13 protein-coding genes are annotated in these 17,629 nt (G+C 38.1%); 6 read left to right on the top strand and 7 right to left on the bottom strand.

The features are described from left to right. Nucleotides 1-2 precede the first annotated feature (2 nt). Nucleotides 3-1,463 carry a glutamate synthase subunit beta gene (locus LB467_RS02605; protein WP_224472464.1) on the top strand — a complete coding sequence of 487 codons (1,461 nt, stop codon included), beginning with the start codon at nt 3-5 and terminating at the stop codon, nt 1,461-1,463. 866 nt (nt 1,464-2,329) lie between these two features. On the opposite strand, the gene LB467_RS02600 is transcribed toward LB467_RS02605, so the two are convergent. After that, on the bottom strand, nt 2,330-4,174 hold the full coding sequence (locus LB467_RS02600) for a T9SS type B sorting domain-containing protein (protein WP_224472463.1): 1,845 nt from the start codon (nt 4,172-4,174) through the stop codon (nt 2,330-2,332). A gap of 131 nt (nt 4,175-4,305) precedes the next feature. Here LB467_RS02600 and folE point away from each other — a divergent pair, with 131 nt between their 5' ends. The 5 genes from folE to LB467_RS02575 all read left to right on the top strand — a co-directional run bounded on the left by folE (nt 4,306) and on the right by LB467_RS02575 (nt 8,221). Beyond that, nucleotides 4,306-4,983, top strand: coding sequence for a GTP cyclohydrolase I FolE (gene folE / locus LB467_RS02595; RefSeq protein WP_224472462.1), 678 nt, complete (start codon nt 4,306-4,308; stop codon nt 4,981-4,983). Between the two features lie 38 nt (nt 4,984-5,021). Continuing rightward, the gene (cysS, locus tag LB467_RS02590; protein WP_224472461.1) at nt 5,022-6,512 is read left to right on the top strand and encodes a cysteine--tRNA ligase; all 1,491 of its coding nucleotides are present in this window, start codon (nt 5,022-5,024) and stop codon (nt 6,510-6,512) included. A 103-nt stretch (nt 6,513-6,615) separates the two neighbouring features. Next, the gene (gene yidD / locus LB467_RS02585; RefSeq protein WP_224472519.1) at nt 6,616-6,861 is read left to right on the top strand and encodes a membrane protein insertion efficiency factor YidD; all 246 of its coding nucleotides are present in this window, start codon (nt 6,616-6,618) and stop codon (nt 6,859-6,861) included. 50 nt (nt 6,862-6,911) lie between these two features. Further along, nucleotides 6,912-7,733, top strand: coding sequence for a prolipoprotein diacylglyceryl transferase (lgt, locus tag LB467_RS02580; RefSeq protein WP_224472460.1), 822 nt, complete (start codon nt 6,912-6,914; stop codon nt 7,731-7,733). Continuing rightward, a complete protein-coding gene (locus LB467_RS02575; protein ID WP_224472459.1) occupies nt 7,730-8,221 on the top strand; it encodes a DUF192 domain-containing protein in 492 nt (163 codons plus the stop codon). Before lgt ends, LB467_RS02575 begins: the two co-directional genes overlap by 4 nt. 145 nt (nt 8,222-8,366) lie before the next feature. Here the strand turns inward: LB467_RS02575 and LB467_RS02570 are convergent, their stop codons facing one another. From LB467_RS02570 to gyrB, 6 genes are all read right to left on the bottom strand, one after another. Beyond that, complete coding sequence (locus LB467_RS02570; protein ID WP_224472458.1) at nt 8,367-8,870, bottom strand: DUF4411 family protein; 504 nt, start codon at nt 8,868-8,870, stop codon at nt 8,367-8,369. Beyond that, a complete protein-coding gene (locus tag LB467_RS02565; RefSeq protein WP_224472457.1) occupies nt 8,867-10,006 on the bottom strand; it encodes an ImmA/IrrE family metallo-endopeptidase in 1,140 nt (379 codons plus the stop codon). The genes LB467_RS02570 and LB467_RS02565 overlap by 4 nt, the downstream gene beginning before the upstream one ends. Nucleotides 10,007-10,227: 221 nt before the next feature. Next, nucleotides 10,228-13,236 (bottom strand): protein translocase subunit SecDF, encoded by a 3,009-nt coding sequence (gene secDF / locus LB467_RS02560; RefSeq protein ID WP_224472456.1) that lies wholly within the window; start codon nt 13,234-13,236, stop codon nt 10,228-10,230. A gap of 165 nt (nt 13,237-13,401) precedes the next feature. Then, entirely contained in the window at nt 13,402-14,328 is a 927-nt protein-coding gene (locus tag LB467_RS02555; protein ID WP_224472455.1) for a malate dehydrogenase, read from the bottom strand. Nucleotides 14,329-14,419: 91 nt separating this feature from the next. Next, nucleotides 14,420-15,442 (bottom strand): DUF6588 family protein, encoded by a 1,023-nt coding sequence (locus LB467_RS02550; protein ID WP_224472454.1) that lies wholly within the window; start codon nt 15,440-15,442, stop codon nt 14,420-14,422. 231 nt (nt 15,443-15,673) lie between these two features. Then, nucleotides 15,674-17,614, bottom strand: a complete 1,941-nt coding sequence (gyrB, locus tag LB467_RS02545; RefSeq protein WP_224472453.1) for a DNA topoisomerase (ATP-hydrolyzing) subunit B — start codon at nt 17,612-17,614, stop codon at nt 15,674-15,676. Between the last annotated feature and the right edge of the window lie 15 nt (nt 17,615-17,629).

The raw sequence follows: 17,629 nt of genomic DNA, 5'->3' as shown, positions 1-17,629 counted from the left end.
TTATGGGTAAGATAAGAGGTTTTATGGAATACGACCGTAAGGTTGAAGAGACAGAAGCTGTTGAGAAACGAGTTAAAGATTATAAAGAATTCACTAAAGAAATGTCTCCCGAAGAGCTAGGTGTTCAGGGAGCGCGGTGTATGGATTGTGGGATTCCCTTTTGTCACAGCGGTTGCCCGCTGGGTAATTTAATTCCCGATTTTAACCACGCTGTTTATAAAAACGACTGGAAAAAGGCACTTAGCATTTTACACGGAACAAATAATTTCCCTGAATTTACCGGGAGATTATGCCCGGCACCTTGCGAATCGGCTTGTGTATTGGGAATTACAGATCCACCGGTTGCGATTGAACTTATTGAGAAATATATCGTAGAACGAGGATTTAAAGAAGGATGGGTTACCCCGCAACCTCCAGCATCCAGAACCGGAAAAACAGCTGCAGTTGTAGGCTCAGGCCCTGCCGGCCTCGCAGCAGCACAGCAGCTAAACCGCGCCGGACATGAGGTTACCGTATTTGAACGCGACAAGAAAATTGGCGGACTTTTACGTTACGGAATCCCCGATTTTAAGATGGAAAAACACGTGATAGATCGCCGGGTAAATATTATGAAGGAAGAAGGAATCAAATTTGAAACCGGCGTTCATGTAGGTGAAAATTATGAAGCTGAAAAACTTAAAGAATTTGATGCCGTAGTACTTTGTGGTGGTGCCACCAAACGCCGAAACCTTCCTATTGAAGGAGCTGAAGGCGATGGTGTGATGCAAGCAATGGATTTCCTGAAAAACAACAACGAAGTTGTAGACGGCTTGAAAGAACAAACCGAAAAATATTCGGCTGCTGGTAAAAATGTAATCGTAATAGGTGGTGGTGATACCGGCTCTGACTGTGTGGGCACCTCTAATCGTCACGGAGCAAAATCGGTAACGAATTTTGAAATTATGCCGATGCCAACAGAACACCGAGATAGGGAAAATCCCTGGCCTTACTGGCCTTTTACACTAAAAACTACTTCTTCTCACGAAGAAGGTGTGGAACGTAACTGGAGCATTAACACCAAAGAATTTATTCGGGATAAAGAAGGAAAATTAAAAGCTCTAAAAACCGTTAATATAGAATGGGTTAAAGGCGAAAATGGGAGACCACAGCTAAAAGAGGTGGAAGGTTCAGAAAAAGAATGGCCTTGTGAATTAGTACTTTTAGCTTTAGGTTTTACCGGTCCGGAAAAAACTTTAAGTGAACAATTAGGACTTGAATTGGATAGCCGAACCAATATTAAAGGAGACGAAGCTTATCAAACCAACGTGCCAAATATTTTTACTGCCGGCGATATGCGCCGCGGACAATCTTTAATTGTTTGGGCAATTTCTGAAGGCCGTGAAGCCGCTTATCACGTAGATAAATACCTAATGGGAAAATCTATGTTACCAAGAAAAGGGGAAGGCGATCTTCCCGCTGCTTAATTTGAATTCTGAATAAATTGTAGGTTAAAGTAGCTGTTTGAAAAGTCTTGTTAGAATCGTCATCCTGAACTTGTTTCAGGATCTAAGATGTTGGCAATTAAAACATGTTATAAGCTGAAACAAGTTACCATTGACGTATTTTTAAAGTCCTGTTATTCAGGCTTGTTTTTATAATTCAAAATGAAACTTAACTGGTATGGAAGTTTCTTTTTTTCATTTTTTGCTCGCCCAAAAAACGAAACAAAAAAAGGCGTCCTATGTGGAGGTGTTTTTTTGGCAACAGGGCCAAAAAATCGCAAATCAGCAGCTAAATTTTTTCCAAGGCTTCAAAAATTATTAACGCTGCTGATTTTCTACACTCACACACGGAGTTTAAAACTCGCTATGCTCGAAACGTCATTTCCCTCCGCTAGATAAAACTTTTTTATCTCAGACCTACCATTGACGTTTTTTAATAAGGTCTTTAAATGAAGAGGAGATAAAGGTTTCTGGATTTTAAATGCCTTAGCACATCTCTATTCAGACCTACAAGGTTTTGTAAACCTTGCAGGAAAACCGATCTCTCCTGCGAGGTTTCTTTTAACCTCGTAGGTATTTTAATAAGAATGATAAAAATTCAAACACTAAACAGATTCTAAAAACCGGGAACCGAGAACAAAAGACTGTCACGTACTGCTATCGCATCCTACCATAGATGCAATTTAATATTCGTGTATTCGTGGCTTTTTCTATAGAACAGATTACCACATCCTGCTACCTCCGTCCTAACATTGGCCTTTTTTAAAGAACGTCATTTCCCTCCGCTAGATAAAATTTTTTATCACAGGTCTCAGCTTGACGGCAATAAGACTTTTTCAAACAGCCATTTATCTTTTCAGTGTAAAATTAGCTCCGAAATGATCACGTTTACCGTCCTGCATTTCAAACTCAACTCTAAACCAATAATCGTCTGCGGGTAAAGCTCTGCCATTGTAAGTGCCGTCCCAACCTTCGCCACCGGGAGTTAATTCTTTGATTAATTTTCCGTAGCGATCAAAAACATAAAGTTTTAGTATTTGAATCTCTGCGGTATTGTTAATATTCCACGTATCGTTATATCCATCGGCATTCGGAGTAAAAAAACGCGGATAACCTACAAGGAAAAAATCATCTGAAGTAGTTTCCCCGCATCCATTAATTTCACGAGCACTAATGATATGAGAACCTGGATTTAAATTCCTAAACACCCCACTTTGCTGCCAGGCACCATTATCGGCTCGGTATTCATAAGACGTATTTTCACTTCCTATCCCACCGGAAGCTTCAGCGGTAATTAAATAGCCTCCTGTAAAATCGCTTCCTTCTATTTCTACAGAAACCATTTCAGGCCGGGAATAAGTCAATAAAGTTGTGGTAAGTTGCACACTACAGCCAGACCGGCTATCTGTGACAATCAAAGATACATCATTAAAGTCGGGCATTTCTGTAAAATTCAAAATCGCATCGGTACTAATGCTGTTTCCTTCGGCTATCCATTCGTAATCATAATTCACTCCTAAATCCTCACCAATTCCTGCTTCCTGGTTCACCGAACCATCTAAGTTTACGCAAAGCACACTTTCTTCCGGCAGAAAATTTTCAGGAATAAAAGATAGCTCTATATCAAATGAAATCTCCTGTGAATAGCAACCACTTTCCAAACCTTCTACCCGGGCAATGATTTCCCTGGCTCCATCAACCGGAAATGCTGTTGTATTGGAAATAGGATTCTCATCTTCCAAATCCTGTGAAGTTTCGTAAAAATTAACCCTGTAATTTTCTTCAGAAGTATTGCCGCTAAGAATTTCGGCTGAAGTTAAAGTTAAATCTATAGTGGTTTGAGTTGGATCACAGATATAAAGTTTTTCAGGAACACTTGCTACGGGTTCGCTATAAAAAGCAACCTCAATTTCATCTTCATCAGCCTGGCCTGTTATATTTTCATAAACAATTACCCTATATCGTCCCGAATTGGTAACTGTTAAGGTCGGTTCCTCTTCATTCTCAATTATCTCAAAAGCATTATTCATTTCATTAAACCTATACCATTCGTAACGCTCTACCCCATCTGTAGTTGCATCCAGAGTAGTTTCATCTTCATCACAAAGGAATCTATCGGGACCAAGCACCTCGTCTAATATTCCGCAATCTGTAGAACCAGAGTTAGCCTGATCGGCATTGGTTTGTTGCAGGCTTATAAATCCGGGCAACTCATCATAATTAGTGATTAATACGACATAAACCTGGCCTGCTTGAGCATTTAGAATATCCATTTGCTCTACAGCATCGGGTTCGTAACTACAGTCTACTATATTTTCTGCGCTTAGAGATTCGTTGGTGCAATAATCGTCTGTTCGCTCGAAAGGACCCCATACAATAAAATCTACATCATATTGAGAACCACTGCCATCTTCATTTTGAAATTGTGAAATATTGAAACGAAGATTTCCGGTTTCTTCTACCTGCAAGTAAAACCATGCAGGATAGGGCTGCGATAATAAACAACCATAATCTGGTCCTGGTTCGCCATTTACTACATTGCTATTATTTGCATTAGAATTTGGAAATACCAGCTCTTCATTCCCGGCGCAAAAAGGATCTAAACTTCCACAGGAACTTCCCTGGCCAAAACCAACGCCTGTACTTCCAAAAAGAAGAAAAACACAAAAAAGAAGTAGTAGCCCTTTTTTCATAATAAGTCATAGAAGTTACAAAATAACAAATATCTATTTAAACCCAGTCTTTTATGATTACATAAAAACCTATTAAATATGTATCTTTGCAAGCCAAACAATCGGTTTACGACTATTATTGTAAAAACGGTATGAAAATAGACAAAATTTTGAATGAAATTGATGAGCAGGGAGACGCCCATGCAGGTAGCAGTGCAGAAAGCCCTATTCGTGAAGATGCTTTTGAACTGAGTGATATAGAAAAAGTAGCGCTCATCAATAAAGATGTAAAACATATTATGGAAACTTTAGGCCTCGATCTTACTGACGATAGTCTTAAAGGAACTCCGCAAAGGGTAGCTAAAATGTTTGTAAATGAAATTTTTGCAGGCCTTGATCCCGAAAGAAAACCCATCGCATCTACTTTTGAAAACAAGTACAAATATGGCGAAATGCTGGTAGAGAAGAACATCACTGTTTATTCTACCTGTGAACACCATTTACTCCCCATAGTTGGGAAAGCCCACGTAGCCTACATTTCTAAAGGCCGCGTTATAGGACTTTCTAAGATGAACCGTATTGTAGATTATTTCGCAAAAAGGCCTCAGGTGCAGGAACGAATGACAATGCAAATTGTTCAGGAATTGCAAAAAGCACTTGGCACTCCAGATGTTGCCTGCGTGGTAGATGCAAAACACCTTTGCGTTAACAGCCGCGGAATAAGAGATATAGACAGTAGCACCGTAACCAGTGAATTTGGCGGAGCTTTCAAGGAACAATCTGTGAAAAGGGAATTTCTTGACTATATAAAACTGGATACTTCCTTTTAAAAATTTCTATTTTTTTAACAACCAACAACTAACTATCTATGGCGCTTTACCAGGAACAAAGCTTAAAAATGTACAATTCGATGAGCGGGGAAAAAGAAGTCTTTGAACCGATAAATGAAGGAAATGTTGGAATGTATGTTTGCGGCCCTACTGTTTACAGTAATGTTCATTTAGGTAATTGCCGAACTTTTATTTCTTTTGACCTAATTTTTCGTTATCTGAAACATTTGGGATATAAAGTAAGATACGTTAGAAATATTACCGATGCTGGTCACCTGGAAAATGATGCCGACAGTGGGGAAGATAGAATTGCTAAAAAGGCACGTTTAGAACAAATAGAACCTATGGAAGTAGTACAACGCTACACCATAGATTTTCACAATATCCTTCAAAAATTCAACAACCTGCCGCCGAGTATAGAACCTACGGCTACCGGGCATATTGTTGAACAAATTGAAATCGTTAAAACGATACTTGAAAAAGGTTTTGCTTACGAGGTAAACGGGTCAGTTTATTTTGATGTAAAGAAATTTAATGAAACTAATCATTATGGTAAGCTAAGCGGAAGGGATATTGAAAATATGATCGCCAATACCCGTGAACTCGCAGCGCAGAGTGATAAGAAAAATCCGCAGGATTTTGCACTTTGGAAAAAAGCCGAGCCACAGCATATAATGCGCTGGCCATCACCCTGGAGTGACGGTTTTCCAGGCTGGCACCTGGAGTGTACCGTAATGAGCACCAAATACCTGGGAGAAGAATTTGATATTCACGGCGGAGGAATGGATCTTAAATTTCCGCACCACGAATGTGAGATTGCCCAGGGAGAAGCAGCTACCGGGAAAAATCCCGTTCATTACTGGTTGCACGCCAATATGCTTACTTTAAACGGGAAAAAAATGGCTAAAAGCACCGGAAACAATATTCTTCCTGAAGAAATTTTCTCCGGAAATAATGATATTTTAGATAAACCATTTTCGCCGAATGTGACAAGATTTTTTATGCTCCAGGCGAATTACCGAAGTATTCTTGACTTTTCAGATGAAGCCTTAAAAGCCAGCGAGAAAGGTTTCAACCGATTGATGGACGCATACCACGCAATTGAAGACTTACCGGTTTCCGGAAAATCCAGCGTAGATATCAAGACCTGGAAACAGTCTTGCTATGATGCAATGAACGATGATTTTAACAGCCCAATCCTTATTGCCAAGCTTTTTGATGCGGTTAAAATGATCAACAATATCAAGGAAGAAGCTGCCACAATAACTGCGGAAGATAAAGAAGAACTACAGAAAACCATGTCGGCTTTTATGTTCGATGTTTTGGGACTTTTAGATAAAGTTTCAGAAAACAATGATACATCAGATAAGCTTTCTTCCACTATAGAATTGCTTATAAAACTTCGCGCGGAAGCCAGAAATAACAAAGATTTTGCTTTAAGTGACCAGATAAGGGATCAATTGCAGGACATGGGAATTCAGCTTAAAGACGGAAAAGAAGGCACTACTTTCAGTATAAAACCAGCATGATGCTGGACGCAAAAACTGGCAACAAATAGGGGAATGATTAAAAGTCTATGCTGAATTCCCAGGTTTGCGTCAAAATTATAAACATATAAAAACAGGAAAAACGATGCTTAAAAAATGGCTGGCATATCCGTTTATCCTGTTAGTGAAATTTTACCAGAATTTTATTTCTCCGCTAACGCCTGCAACTTGCAGGTATACACCAACCTGCTCCCAATACAGTTTAATTGCACTGCAACGCTTTGGGGTTTTTAAAGGCGGCTGGTTAAGCTTAAAGCGAATTTTTAGTTGCAATCCCTGGGGAGGAAAAGGCTACGACCCGGTTCCAGAAAAAACAGAAACCAAAGTATAGGGCAACTACTTGCAAATATGTATCTTTACCCTACTAATCAATTTTAATTTATGCTTTTTAACGCGATCACCTGGAGCCCTTCAGAAGGTTTAGACTTAGGTTTTTTCACCCTTCACTATTATAGTTTAATGTTTTTAATAGCCTTCGGACTTGGATGGTATATTATGAAAAGCATTTTTGTAAGGGAAAAGATCGCAATAGAAAAACTGGATTCCCTTTTTATCTATACCGTTTTAGCAACATTGATTGGAGCCAGGTTGGGTCACGTAATTTTTTATGACTGGGATTATTTTCAAAATCATTTACTAGAAATATTCTTACCGGTTCGCTTTGAACCGGAGTTTGAGTTTACCGGTTTTAGAGGTTTAGCAAGTCACGGTGCTGCGATAGGAATTATTATCGCCATGTACCTTTACCGCAAACGCGTATTAGACAAACCTGTATTGTGGGTTTTAGACCGAATTGTTATTCCTGTAGCCAGTGGTGCCATTTTTGTAAGAATAGGAAATTTTATGAATTCTGAAATTATTGGAAAACCTACAAACTCAGATTACGGGGTGATTTTCGCTAATTTAGGAGAGACTTTCCCCAGACACCCTGCACAGCTATATGAATCTTTCTGCTATTTACTTATTTTTATACTCTTGTGGTATTTATACTGGAAAACCGAAAAACGCCATAAAGTAGGCTATATTTTCGGCCTGTTCCTGGTTCTACTATGGACAGTAAGATTCTTTGTTGAATTTGTAAAAGAAGCCCAGGTAGAAGAGCGTACCACCTGGTTATTAAACACAGGGCAATGGCTTAGTATTCCATTTATAATAGCTGGACTTTACTTTATGTATCGCCCTACCAAACCGAGAACCGTATGATACGCAAATCCATAATTTTATCGGCTGTTTTAGCTGCTTCAATTTTATCTTCCTGTAAGAATGATGACGCTGAAACTCCTATAGAAACCGAGGAAATAACTTTTACTAAAGAAGGGGAAGCAACCTTACTTAAACCTAATGGAGATACCATACAGCAAATTGATATTGAAATTGCAGACAATGCTTATGAACATCAAACGGGTTTAATGTACCGTGAAAGCATGGAAGACGACCAGGGAATGCTCTTTATTTACGATGATGAAGCTCCCAGGGCTTTTTATATGAAGAATACTTATATCGCCTTAGATATTATTTATTTCGCTTCAGACAGTACTGCGGTAAGCTTTCAAAAGAATGCTCAGCCTGAAGATGAAACTTCTTTACCATCTGAAGCACCGGCCCAATTTGTTCTTGAATTAAATGCCGGCCTTGCCGACGACTGGAATATTGAAGTTGGTGATAAAATAGATTTCCAGAGGATAGATTAGGTTTTAAACCACATCTTTCATTTACTTAAATTAGTTTAGCAGAAGACTTAATACATTTTGGTAGTTCTCGTCGAGCAGGGACTCGGACTTCTCGGCTTTACCTTAAGTATATTTGTTTCTAAAATTATACTTATTCTGATTGCCACTAAAATTTAGAATTGAGTTCTCTCATCATCTCGATAGTGTCTATAAATCTTACTCCAAAGTGGTTGCATACTTCAGGAATTTTGACTCGTTTTTTAGAGTCCGGAGCACTTTTTTCATAAGTTACAATTACCAAGTTTTCCTTCATTGCATAAGCAACTAACCATGGATCAGCTAAATCTGCTTGCAAAAATTCCTCAATAGCACGATCGTGATATTGATGTCTCTTTGAATTAACCCATTGAACGATTTGAATATATTGAGGAAGAGCTATATCTGTTGAGTTGAAGAACTCATCTTCTAAGTTATCACCACACCAAATTTTCAGTTCATCTTCATGTGATGCCTTGTCATAGATCTCTTTCTTTACTTTATCTATGCTTATTATATGTCCATTTTTTGCTAATTCTTTCGTCCTTAACCAAAAACTTTCAGCTACATCCAATGGATAATATGAACGATGAGCTTGAATAAAGAAATTTGTGTCCAATAAATATCTTCTCATACTTGATATAGATATTCGTTCACAAACTTTTCATAGGTATTTCCTCTTAAATTAGTTAGACGGTATGCATCTCTGTATAGAAGATTATTTTCTTTTACAGCAGTATTAACATAGTTCGCAAATCTTAGGCTAACCCTTTTTCTAGCAGTTGAATAAAAGTTTCCTCCAGATGCTTGATTTTCCTTGTTAAGATGAAAACTTTTGATGTAAGAATTATAAAATTCGAAGAATTCTTCTTTTGTAATTAACTTTAAATCGAAAGCTCTTCGAGAAACAACTATTGGACTAACTTTTAAATTTCTACTCAATGTTTTGAAGTTTTGGGTAGTCAGCCATAATTTTCTAAAATGTGTTTCTGGTACTAAAAACTCAGCTGCAACCTTATCACAAAGTTTTTCGATTGGATCATCAGCCGGCAACATATTATCATTATTAAAACCGGCACTTTCACCTAACCAAATATGAGCTAATTCGTGAATTAAGGTAAACATTTGAGCTGCTTTGGCATCTGCAGAATTAATAAATAAAAAAGGTGCCTTATCATTAACTAAAACAAATCCTCTACATTCCTCAACATCGATTCTTCTTCTTGTATTGTTACCAACAACACCATTAAAGGTGACAATTATTCCTGTATCTTCAATTTTCCGACTAAGGTAATCTAATGTTTCTTCCCAAGTTCTAAACTCCTTCGCCCAACCTTCACTTAGATTTAAAGTTTTTCTTATGTCACTCACAATTTCTTTGTAGTTATCATTTTCATCGAAAGCTCCTACAAAGCTTAAATTATCATATCCACTCTCAGTTAAATAATCAGTTAGCCAAGATTGCCGTTCCTGAAGCATTTGAACAGTATGATAAATATTCAAAGAAACCTTTTTGATGTCTTCTTTACCAGTTCTAAAAAATGGAATATTTAGTTCTTCTTGTGGAGGTTCATTTAAGAATAAATAACCAAATGGTACGTGAACTTTATGCGTGAAGTCTTCTAGCTGCTTGATTGTGGGGTACTTATTTCCTTTTATCCATTCTTCAACCTTTGGGTTTTTGGCAAAAAAATCTTCTAGCTTAAAACCTGCTCTGGTTATAGCCCACTCAATTAAATTATAATTAATATTTTCTATTCGATTTACCACTAATCAAAGATAGATATTTTTACGTTCTTGGATGCATTGAATACAACTCATAACATCCAATCAAATACAATTTTAACCTAAAATCGAGCAGTCTGAAATGAAGTTTCCAAAATTGAACATACTAGGGTTTACGAGCTATAAACCTAATTTAAACTAAAACAGCGCATAAAAAAAGCGCTCCAAATTGGAGCGCTTTTTACTTATATCTTTCCGAAGAAAACTTAAGCGGTAGTTGCTTCAGTTGAATCTTCTTCAATTTTCTTTTTCTTTTCAATCTTGGATTTATCGGTTACACTGTCAAACATAACAGGAGTCGCGATAAATAAAGAGGAATAAGTACCTACAATCACACCAATTATTAAGGCAAACATAAAGCCTCTAATGCCTTCACCTCCAAAGATGAAGATAGCAAGCAACACTATTAAGGTGGTAAGCGAGGTGTTAAGCGTACGGCTTATAGTACTATCTAAAGCGCTATTTACAGTTCTGCTTAACGGCCAGCTGGTGTGCTCGTTCACAAACTCCCTAATCCTATCGAACACTACCACTGTATCGTTCAATGAGTAACCAATTACTGTAAGGATTGCAGCGATAAAAGCCTGGTTAATTTCCATACTAAATGGCATCACTTTATAAAGTAAGGAGAAAATACCTAATACTATAATAACATCGTGAGCTACTGCGGCAACAGCACCAATACTAAACTGCCATTTTCTAAATCGCAATAAGATGTAAAGGAAGATTACCACGAGAGATCCTAAGATCGCCCAGAAGGAATCGTTTTTAATATCATCGGCAATGGTTGGACCTACTTTCATAGACTGCATAATACCAATATCCTGGCGGGCACCACCAGTTGCAAATTCATCATAAGTAAGACCTGCCGGTAAATAAGATTGTAAAGCATCAAACATAGATTCCTGAATCTCGTCATCTACCTCTGTGCTTTCTTCGTCTACTTTATATTTAGTAGTTATTTTAAGCTGATTGTTTGGGCCAAAAGTTTTTGCTTCAGCACTTCCAAATTCAGCGATAAGATCCTGCTCAACATCGGTTGGGTTTACATCCTTGTCAAAACGTACTGTATACGTTCTACCTCCAACAAAATCAACCCCCTGGTTAAGTCCCTGTACCAATAATGAACCAACACTAAGAATAATTAAAATCCCAGAGATCACATAAGCTACTTTACGCTTTCCAAGCCAATCTATTTTTACATTTCTGAAAAGATTCTTGGTTGCGCCTGTAGCGAATTCAAGTGATTTTCCGTTTTTACCATAACCATCTATAAACAACCTGGTGATAAAAATTGCAGTAAATAAAGAAGTTGCAATACCTATTAATAAGGTAGTAGCAAAGCCTTTAATAGGACCTGTACCTAATATCAATAATATAAAACCAGTTAAACCGGTAGTAATGTTTGCATCCAGAATTGAAGAAAGCGCATTATTAAAACCATCTTTAATTGCATCTTTCTGCACTTTTCCTTTAGCAAGCTCTTCACGTATTCTCTCAAAGATAAGTACGTTTGCATCTACCGAGATACCAATTGTTAATACGATACCGGCAATACCAGGTAAAGTTAACACGGCACCTAAACCGGCAAGGATTCCGAAGATAAATAGAATGTTTACTGCAAGAGCAACATCGGCAAAAAGACCGGCCTTACCGTAGTAAAAGATCATCCATATCAATACGAAAATAAGAGCGATCCCAAATGACCAGATCCCGCTGTCTATAGCCTCCTGACCTAAACTTGGTCCTACAATTTCACTTTGAATAATATCTGCGGAAGCAGGAAGTTTACCTGCCCTAAGAACATTAGCCAAATCCTGGCCTTGAGTAATATTAAAATCTCCTGTAATTTCACTTCTTCCACCTGAAATAGGTCCGGTAGAAACTCCGGGAGCGGAATATACAGTGTTATCTAAAACGATTGCTATGTTGCTCTGTTGCGTTGAAGCAAGACCTGTCATTTCTTCCCATGCCTTGGCTCCTCTTCCGTCCATTTGCATAGAAACAGCAACACGTCCCATTTGATCATAAGTTTGCTGTGCATCTGTAATTACATCGCCACTAAGTGGTGGCTCCATATTACGATTTCCTCTTAATGCATAAAGACCAATAACTCCTTCTTCATCTTCCGGAATACCCCAGGCAAATTTAGCGTAACGCTGCTCTGCAGGAAGCAAAGATCTTACCTGAGACATTTCCAGATAATTATTCACTTTTGCTGTATCCTGTACAGAGAAATAAGCAAGAACAGGACCTCCCTGGAATCCTGGACTTTCTATTAATTCAAATAAAGGATTGTTTCCTGTACTTACTTCAGTAGAATCTTCACTTTCTGCAAGTAGATCATCTATATCGCTAGCGGTTTCAGTAGCCGTAGTATCAGTTTGAGTTGCTGCTTCTTTAGCCTCTTTACCTACTACGTCTTTAAGCACATTATTAGCCTGAGCTAAAAAGTTACCTAATTCGGTATTTTTATAAACGTGCCAGAACTCAAGTTGCGCTGTACTTTGCAATAATCCTTTTACACGATTAATATCTTTTGCGCCAGGTAATTCTACAAGGATTCTTCCGGAATTTCCTAAACGTTGAATATTTGGTTGGGTCACCCCAAACTTATCAATACGCTTTCTCAATACTTCAAAAGCTGAAGTAATAGACTCATCAACCTTTCTTCTAATCACCGATTCAACCTCGGAATTAGACATATCAAAATTAATCTCATCACTTAGGGTCTTGTTCGCAAAGACATCTGGCGAAGCAAGTCTTGCATCAGGAATATCATTGAAAGCCCCAAAGAAAAGGTCTATATAATCATCCTGGCTATCTTTCGCAGCTTCATCAGCTTCAGCTAACGCCTTATTAAAAGCAGGATCATTGGTATTATTCGCTAAACCAGAAAGAATATCTTTAACCGAAATCTGAAGAATTACGTTAATACCTCCCTTAAGGTCAAGCCCTTTATTTAGTTCTTTGTCTTTGGCATCACTATAAGTAATCCCGGCAATAATCTCGTTATTCGCTACCGAATCAAGATACCTCTGCTCTTCAACATCTCTTAATGCTGAATAGTTCTCTACATTTTCGCTAATTCGTTGCCTGGCAAAATCTTCAGCTTCACGTTCTACACTATTTGTAATAAAAGTAAAAGACAACTGATATATACATACCAGTCCAAATAAAATTGCAAAAACCTTAATCAGTCCTTTGTTCTGCATTATTCCTTAAGTTATAATTAATTAGGTCGATTTTAAAAACGGACAAATATAGGGTTTCAAAAATGAAATCCCAACAATTTTTTTTTGAATAATTTAACTTTTAAACATAAAAAAGACCGCATAATTTGCGGCCTTTTATGCTGTATTTTCAAGGTTTAAACCTTCTTAGAGTTCTAAAAGTGCATTGGTTTTTTTTACACCTTCAGCACTTTCCTTAATTTTATTAGATTCTGCATCATTAAGGTCTATTTCAACGATCTTTTCAAGTCCGTCTTTTCCTAGAATTGCAGGTACTCCAATACAAATATCATTTAAACCGTATTCACCTTCCAGCATTGCTGAACAAGGGAACATCTTTTTCTGGTCACAAGCAATTGCCTGAACTAAAGCCGAAACAGCAGCTCCCGGCGCATACCAGGCACTGGTTCCTAATAATTTGGTAAGGGTTGCTCCACCAACTTTAGTATCTTCTGAAACCTGGTTTAAGCGATCTTCAGACAAAAATGCTGAAACCGGAACTGAGTTTCTTGTAGCCAATCTTGTTAGCGGTACCATACCAGTATCACTATGGCCTCCAATTACCATCCCATCAACATCTGATGGTGGGCATTCTAAAGCTTCACTCAATCTAAATTTAAAACGTGCGCTATCTAAAGCTCCACCCATACCAATAATCTTATTCTTTGGAAGTTTGGTTGTTTTATGCACAAGGTAAGTCATTGTATCCATAGGATTACTTACCACGATTAAGGTTACGTTTGGAGAATGCTTAATAAGGTTTGCAGAAACTTCTTTTACAATCCCGGCGTTTATTCCAATTAATTCCTCACGGGTCATCCCTGGTTTACGCGGAATACCGCTGGTAATTACCGCAATATCACTACCTGCGGTCTTAGAATAATCGCTTGTTGTTCCTGTAATTTTAGTGTCGAATTTATTTAGCGTTGCGGTTTGCATTAAATCCATTGCTTTACCTTCGGCTACACCCTCTTTAATATCGAGCAGCACAACTTCTGAAGCAAAATCTTTAATAGCAACATATTCTGCACAACTGGCACCTACGGCACCTGCTCCTACTATAGTAACTTTCATCTTATATTTTATTTAAATCGATTAATATTTGATCCCAAAAATACAAATATTGATATAGTATTACTATAAGATATGGTTAAAACTACAGGTTTTATATTTTAAAATGCAAGCCGGCATTCAGGTGAAAAAATTTACCTGCAGTCGCCATAGTACTTATCTTAAAACGGTCGAAATAAATATTAAAGCCTAAATCAGCTTTAATTTGAGCCTGACTTTGATCCAGACCACGTAGCGCTGCATTAATTGGCCCCAAAGCAATACCTGAACCACCCATTGCATAGTTGAAGTTTGAGTTGGTTACTCCCAGCGCTCCAAAAACCTCAAAACTATCGCCATATTTTTTAGAACCCAGAACCGAAGCCATCCAAAGATTGGAATTTACATTTACAAGGGTTAAGTTTCCAAAAGAACTTCCTGAGGAAGACAGGTTTACCGGATCAATAAATTCATACTCTACATCAAATTTGTTAAATGCAATTATTGCAGCTGCCTGAAAATCATCCTCCTGATTAAATCTAAAGTATTGTGAAAAATTATGTTTTATAGCAGCACCATAATTAGTAAAAGCTACACCATCTACAGTTAATTGCGGCAATATTCTGGCGGAAAATTCTGTTTCGTGAGGCAAACCAACATTCGCCTGAATAAAAGGATACGCAAGAACACTTTTATTAATTCCTTCTATTGCCTGAAATCTAATCGGCACATTATTTCCTGCATAATTAATATCTCCAACGAAGTAGGTTTCAGTCTCTCCACCAAATGCAGTGGGCACAACGGCGTTGCTTCCATCTCCCTCAATACTCAATATTCGTCCACCACTTTCGTGTACACCCCCGAGATCACCATTTGAGATCGTAAACGACCGTCTATTAGAAGGCACAAATAATGCGTTACCCTGAAAAGAAATTTCTACCTGCCATGGCTTTAATGCAGTAGCAGAAGTAAACCAACCGGCACCAGCCTGATAAGCGGCTCCTTCGGCTGCAGGACCAGCAAATTCATCTGCAATATAAAGCATTTCATTTGCGAATTTTGTAACATCATCTTCCTGAGAATAGGAATAAACTGAAAATAAAAAAAATAGAATGAGGTATTTGGTTTGAAATTTCAAAATAAGTAGGTGTTAAGTTAGTGGGTAAAAATAGCAAAAAAAGTATTCCAATTATAATGCTAATAAAGAGCATAAAAAAAGGCTGTATGAAAAGTTTTTTAAATCGTCATTCTGAATTTATTTCAGAATCTAAGATGTTGATAATCAAAACATGTTAGAAGCTGAAACAAGTTCAGCTTGACAAAATTACACTTTTCAAACAGCCTATTTTGACTTTTGCACTCCTATTAGTTACGCATCAATATTCGCATATTTGGCGTTCTTTTCAATAAACTCACGCCTTGGTGGCACCTCATCTCCCATTAGCATAGAGAAAATTCTATCGGCTTCACCACTATTATCTATGTTTACCTGTCTCAATTTACGCCTTTCTGGATCCATAGTTGTATCCCAAAGTTGCTCTGCATTCATTTCACCAAGACCTTTATAACGTTGAATCTGCACGCCTCCACTGTAACTCTCAGCGATCTCGTCGCGTTCTTCCTCGCTCCAGGCATAGCGTTTTTTGCTACCCTTTTTTACTAAATATAAAGGCGGAGTCGCTATATAAATATGTCCTCCTTCTATTAATTCCTTCATGTATCTGTAAAAGAAAGTCAAAATAAGTGTTTCAATGTGACTACCATCTACATCGGCATCACACATTATCACTACTTTATGATATCTTAATTTGTCAGTATTTAAGGCTTTACTATCCTCCTCAGTACCAATAGTTACCCCAAGGGCAGTGTAAATATTTTTTATCTCCTCGTTGTCAAAGACACGATGTGTCATCGCTTTTTCAACATTAAGGATTTTACCCCTTAGCGGAAGAATAGCCTGAAACTTACGATCCCGACCTTGCTTGGCAGTACCACCCGCCGAATCACCCTCCACAAGGAATACTTCACTTTGAGTAGGATCTTGCTCAGAACAGTCAGACAGTTTCCCGGGCAATCCACCAATACTCATCGCGGTTTTACGCTGAACCATGTCACGAGCCTTTTTAGCCGCGTTCCTGGCCTGAGCAGCAAGAATTACCTTCTGAATAATGGTTTTCGCATCATTCGGATTTTCTTCCAGGTAATTTTCAAGCATTTCGGAAACCGATTGTGAAACCGCCGAAGTCACTTCCCTGTTACCAAGTTTTGTTTTTGTTTGCCCTTCAAATTGAGGCTCGGCAACTTTTACTGAAATAATCGCGGTTAATCCCTCACGGAAATCATCTCCTACGATCTCAAATTTCAGCTTATCTAACATACCGGAAGCATCGGCATATTTCTTAAGCGTAGTAGTTAAACCACGTCTAAACCCAGATAAATGCGTTCCACCTTCGTGGGTATTAATATTATTTACGTAAGAATGCAGGTTTTCGCTAAACGAGGTATTATATATCATCGCAACCTCAACAGGAATATCATTCTTCTCGCTTTCCATTGAGATTACGTGGCTTATAATTGGTTCGCGATTTCCATCAAGGAATTTTATAAATTCTTTTAATCCTTCTTCAGAATGAAACCTTTCAGAAAGATATTCCCCTTTTTCATTAACCTCACGCTTATCGGTAAGTGTAATTTGAATTCCTTTGTTCAAAAAAGCCAGCTCACGCATTCTGCTGGACAAAGTATCGTAGTTGTAATCTACACTTTGCTGAAAAATGCTGTTATCAGGCTTAAAGGTAATTACCGTTCCGTTTAATTCGGTTTCACCAGCTTGTCTTACCGGATAAAGCGGTTTTCCTATTTCATATTCCTGTTCCCAAACCTGGCCATCTCTGTAAACCGTAGCTTTAAGAGTAGAAGAAAGCGCATTAACACAACTTACCCCTACCCCGTGCAAACCACCGGAAACCTTATAAGAATCTTTATCGAATTTACCACCGGCACCAATCTTGGTCATTACAACTTCCAGGGCTGACACTCCTTCTTTTTTGTGAAGGTCTATCGGGATTCCCCGTCCGTTATCCTCGGTAGTTACCGAGCCATCTTCGTTTATGGTTACTTTAATCGTATCACAATGGCCGGCCATAGCCTCATCTATAGAGTTATCTACCACCTCATACACCAAATGATGCAAACCTCTAACGCCGGTATCCCCAATATACATTGAAGGTCTTAGGCGCACGTGCTCCATTCCTTCTAAAGCCTGAATACTATCGGCGGAATAACTTTGTTTTTTGGGTTCTTCGCTCATATATTTTACTAATTA

Origin of the sequence: Salegentibacter tibetensis, assembly GCF_020164485.1 — a bacterium.
In the GTDB taxonomy this organism is placed as follows: Bacteria; Bacteroidota; Bacteroidia; order Flavobacteriales; family Flavobacteriaceae; genus Salegentibacter; species Salegentibacter tibetensis.
The sequence above is the reverse complement of the archived record's forward strand: the minus strand, read 5'-3'. Positions and strand labels throughout refer to the sequence as shown.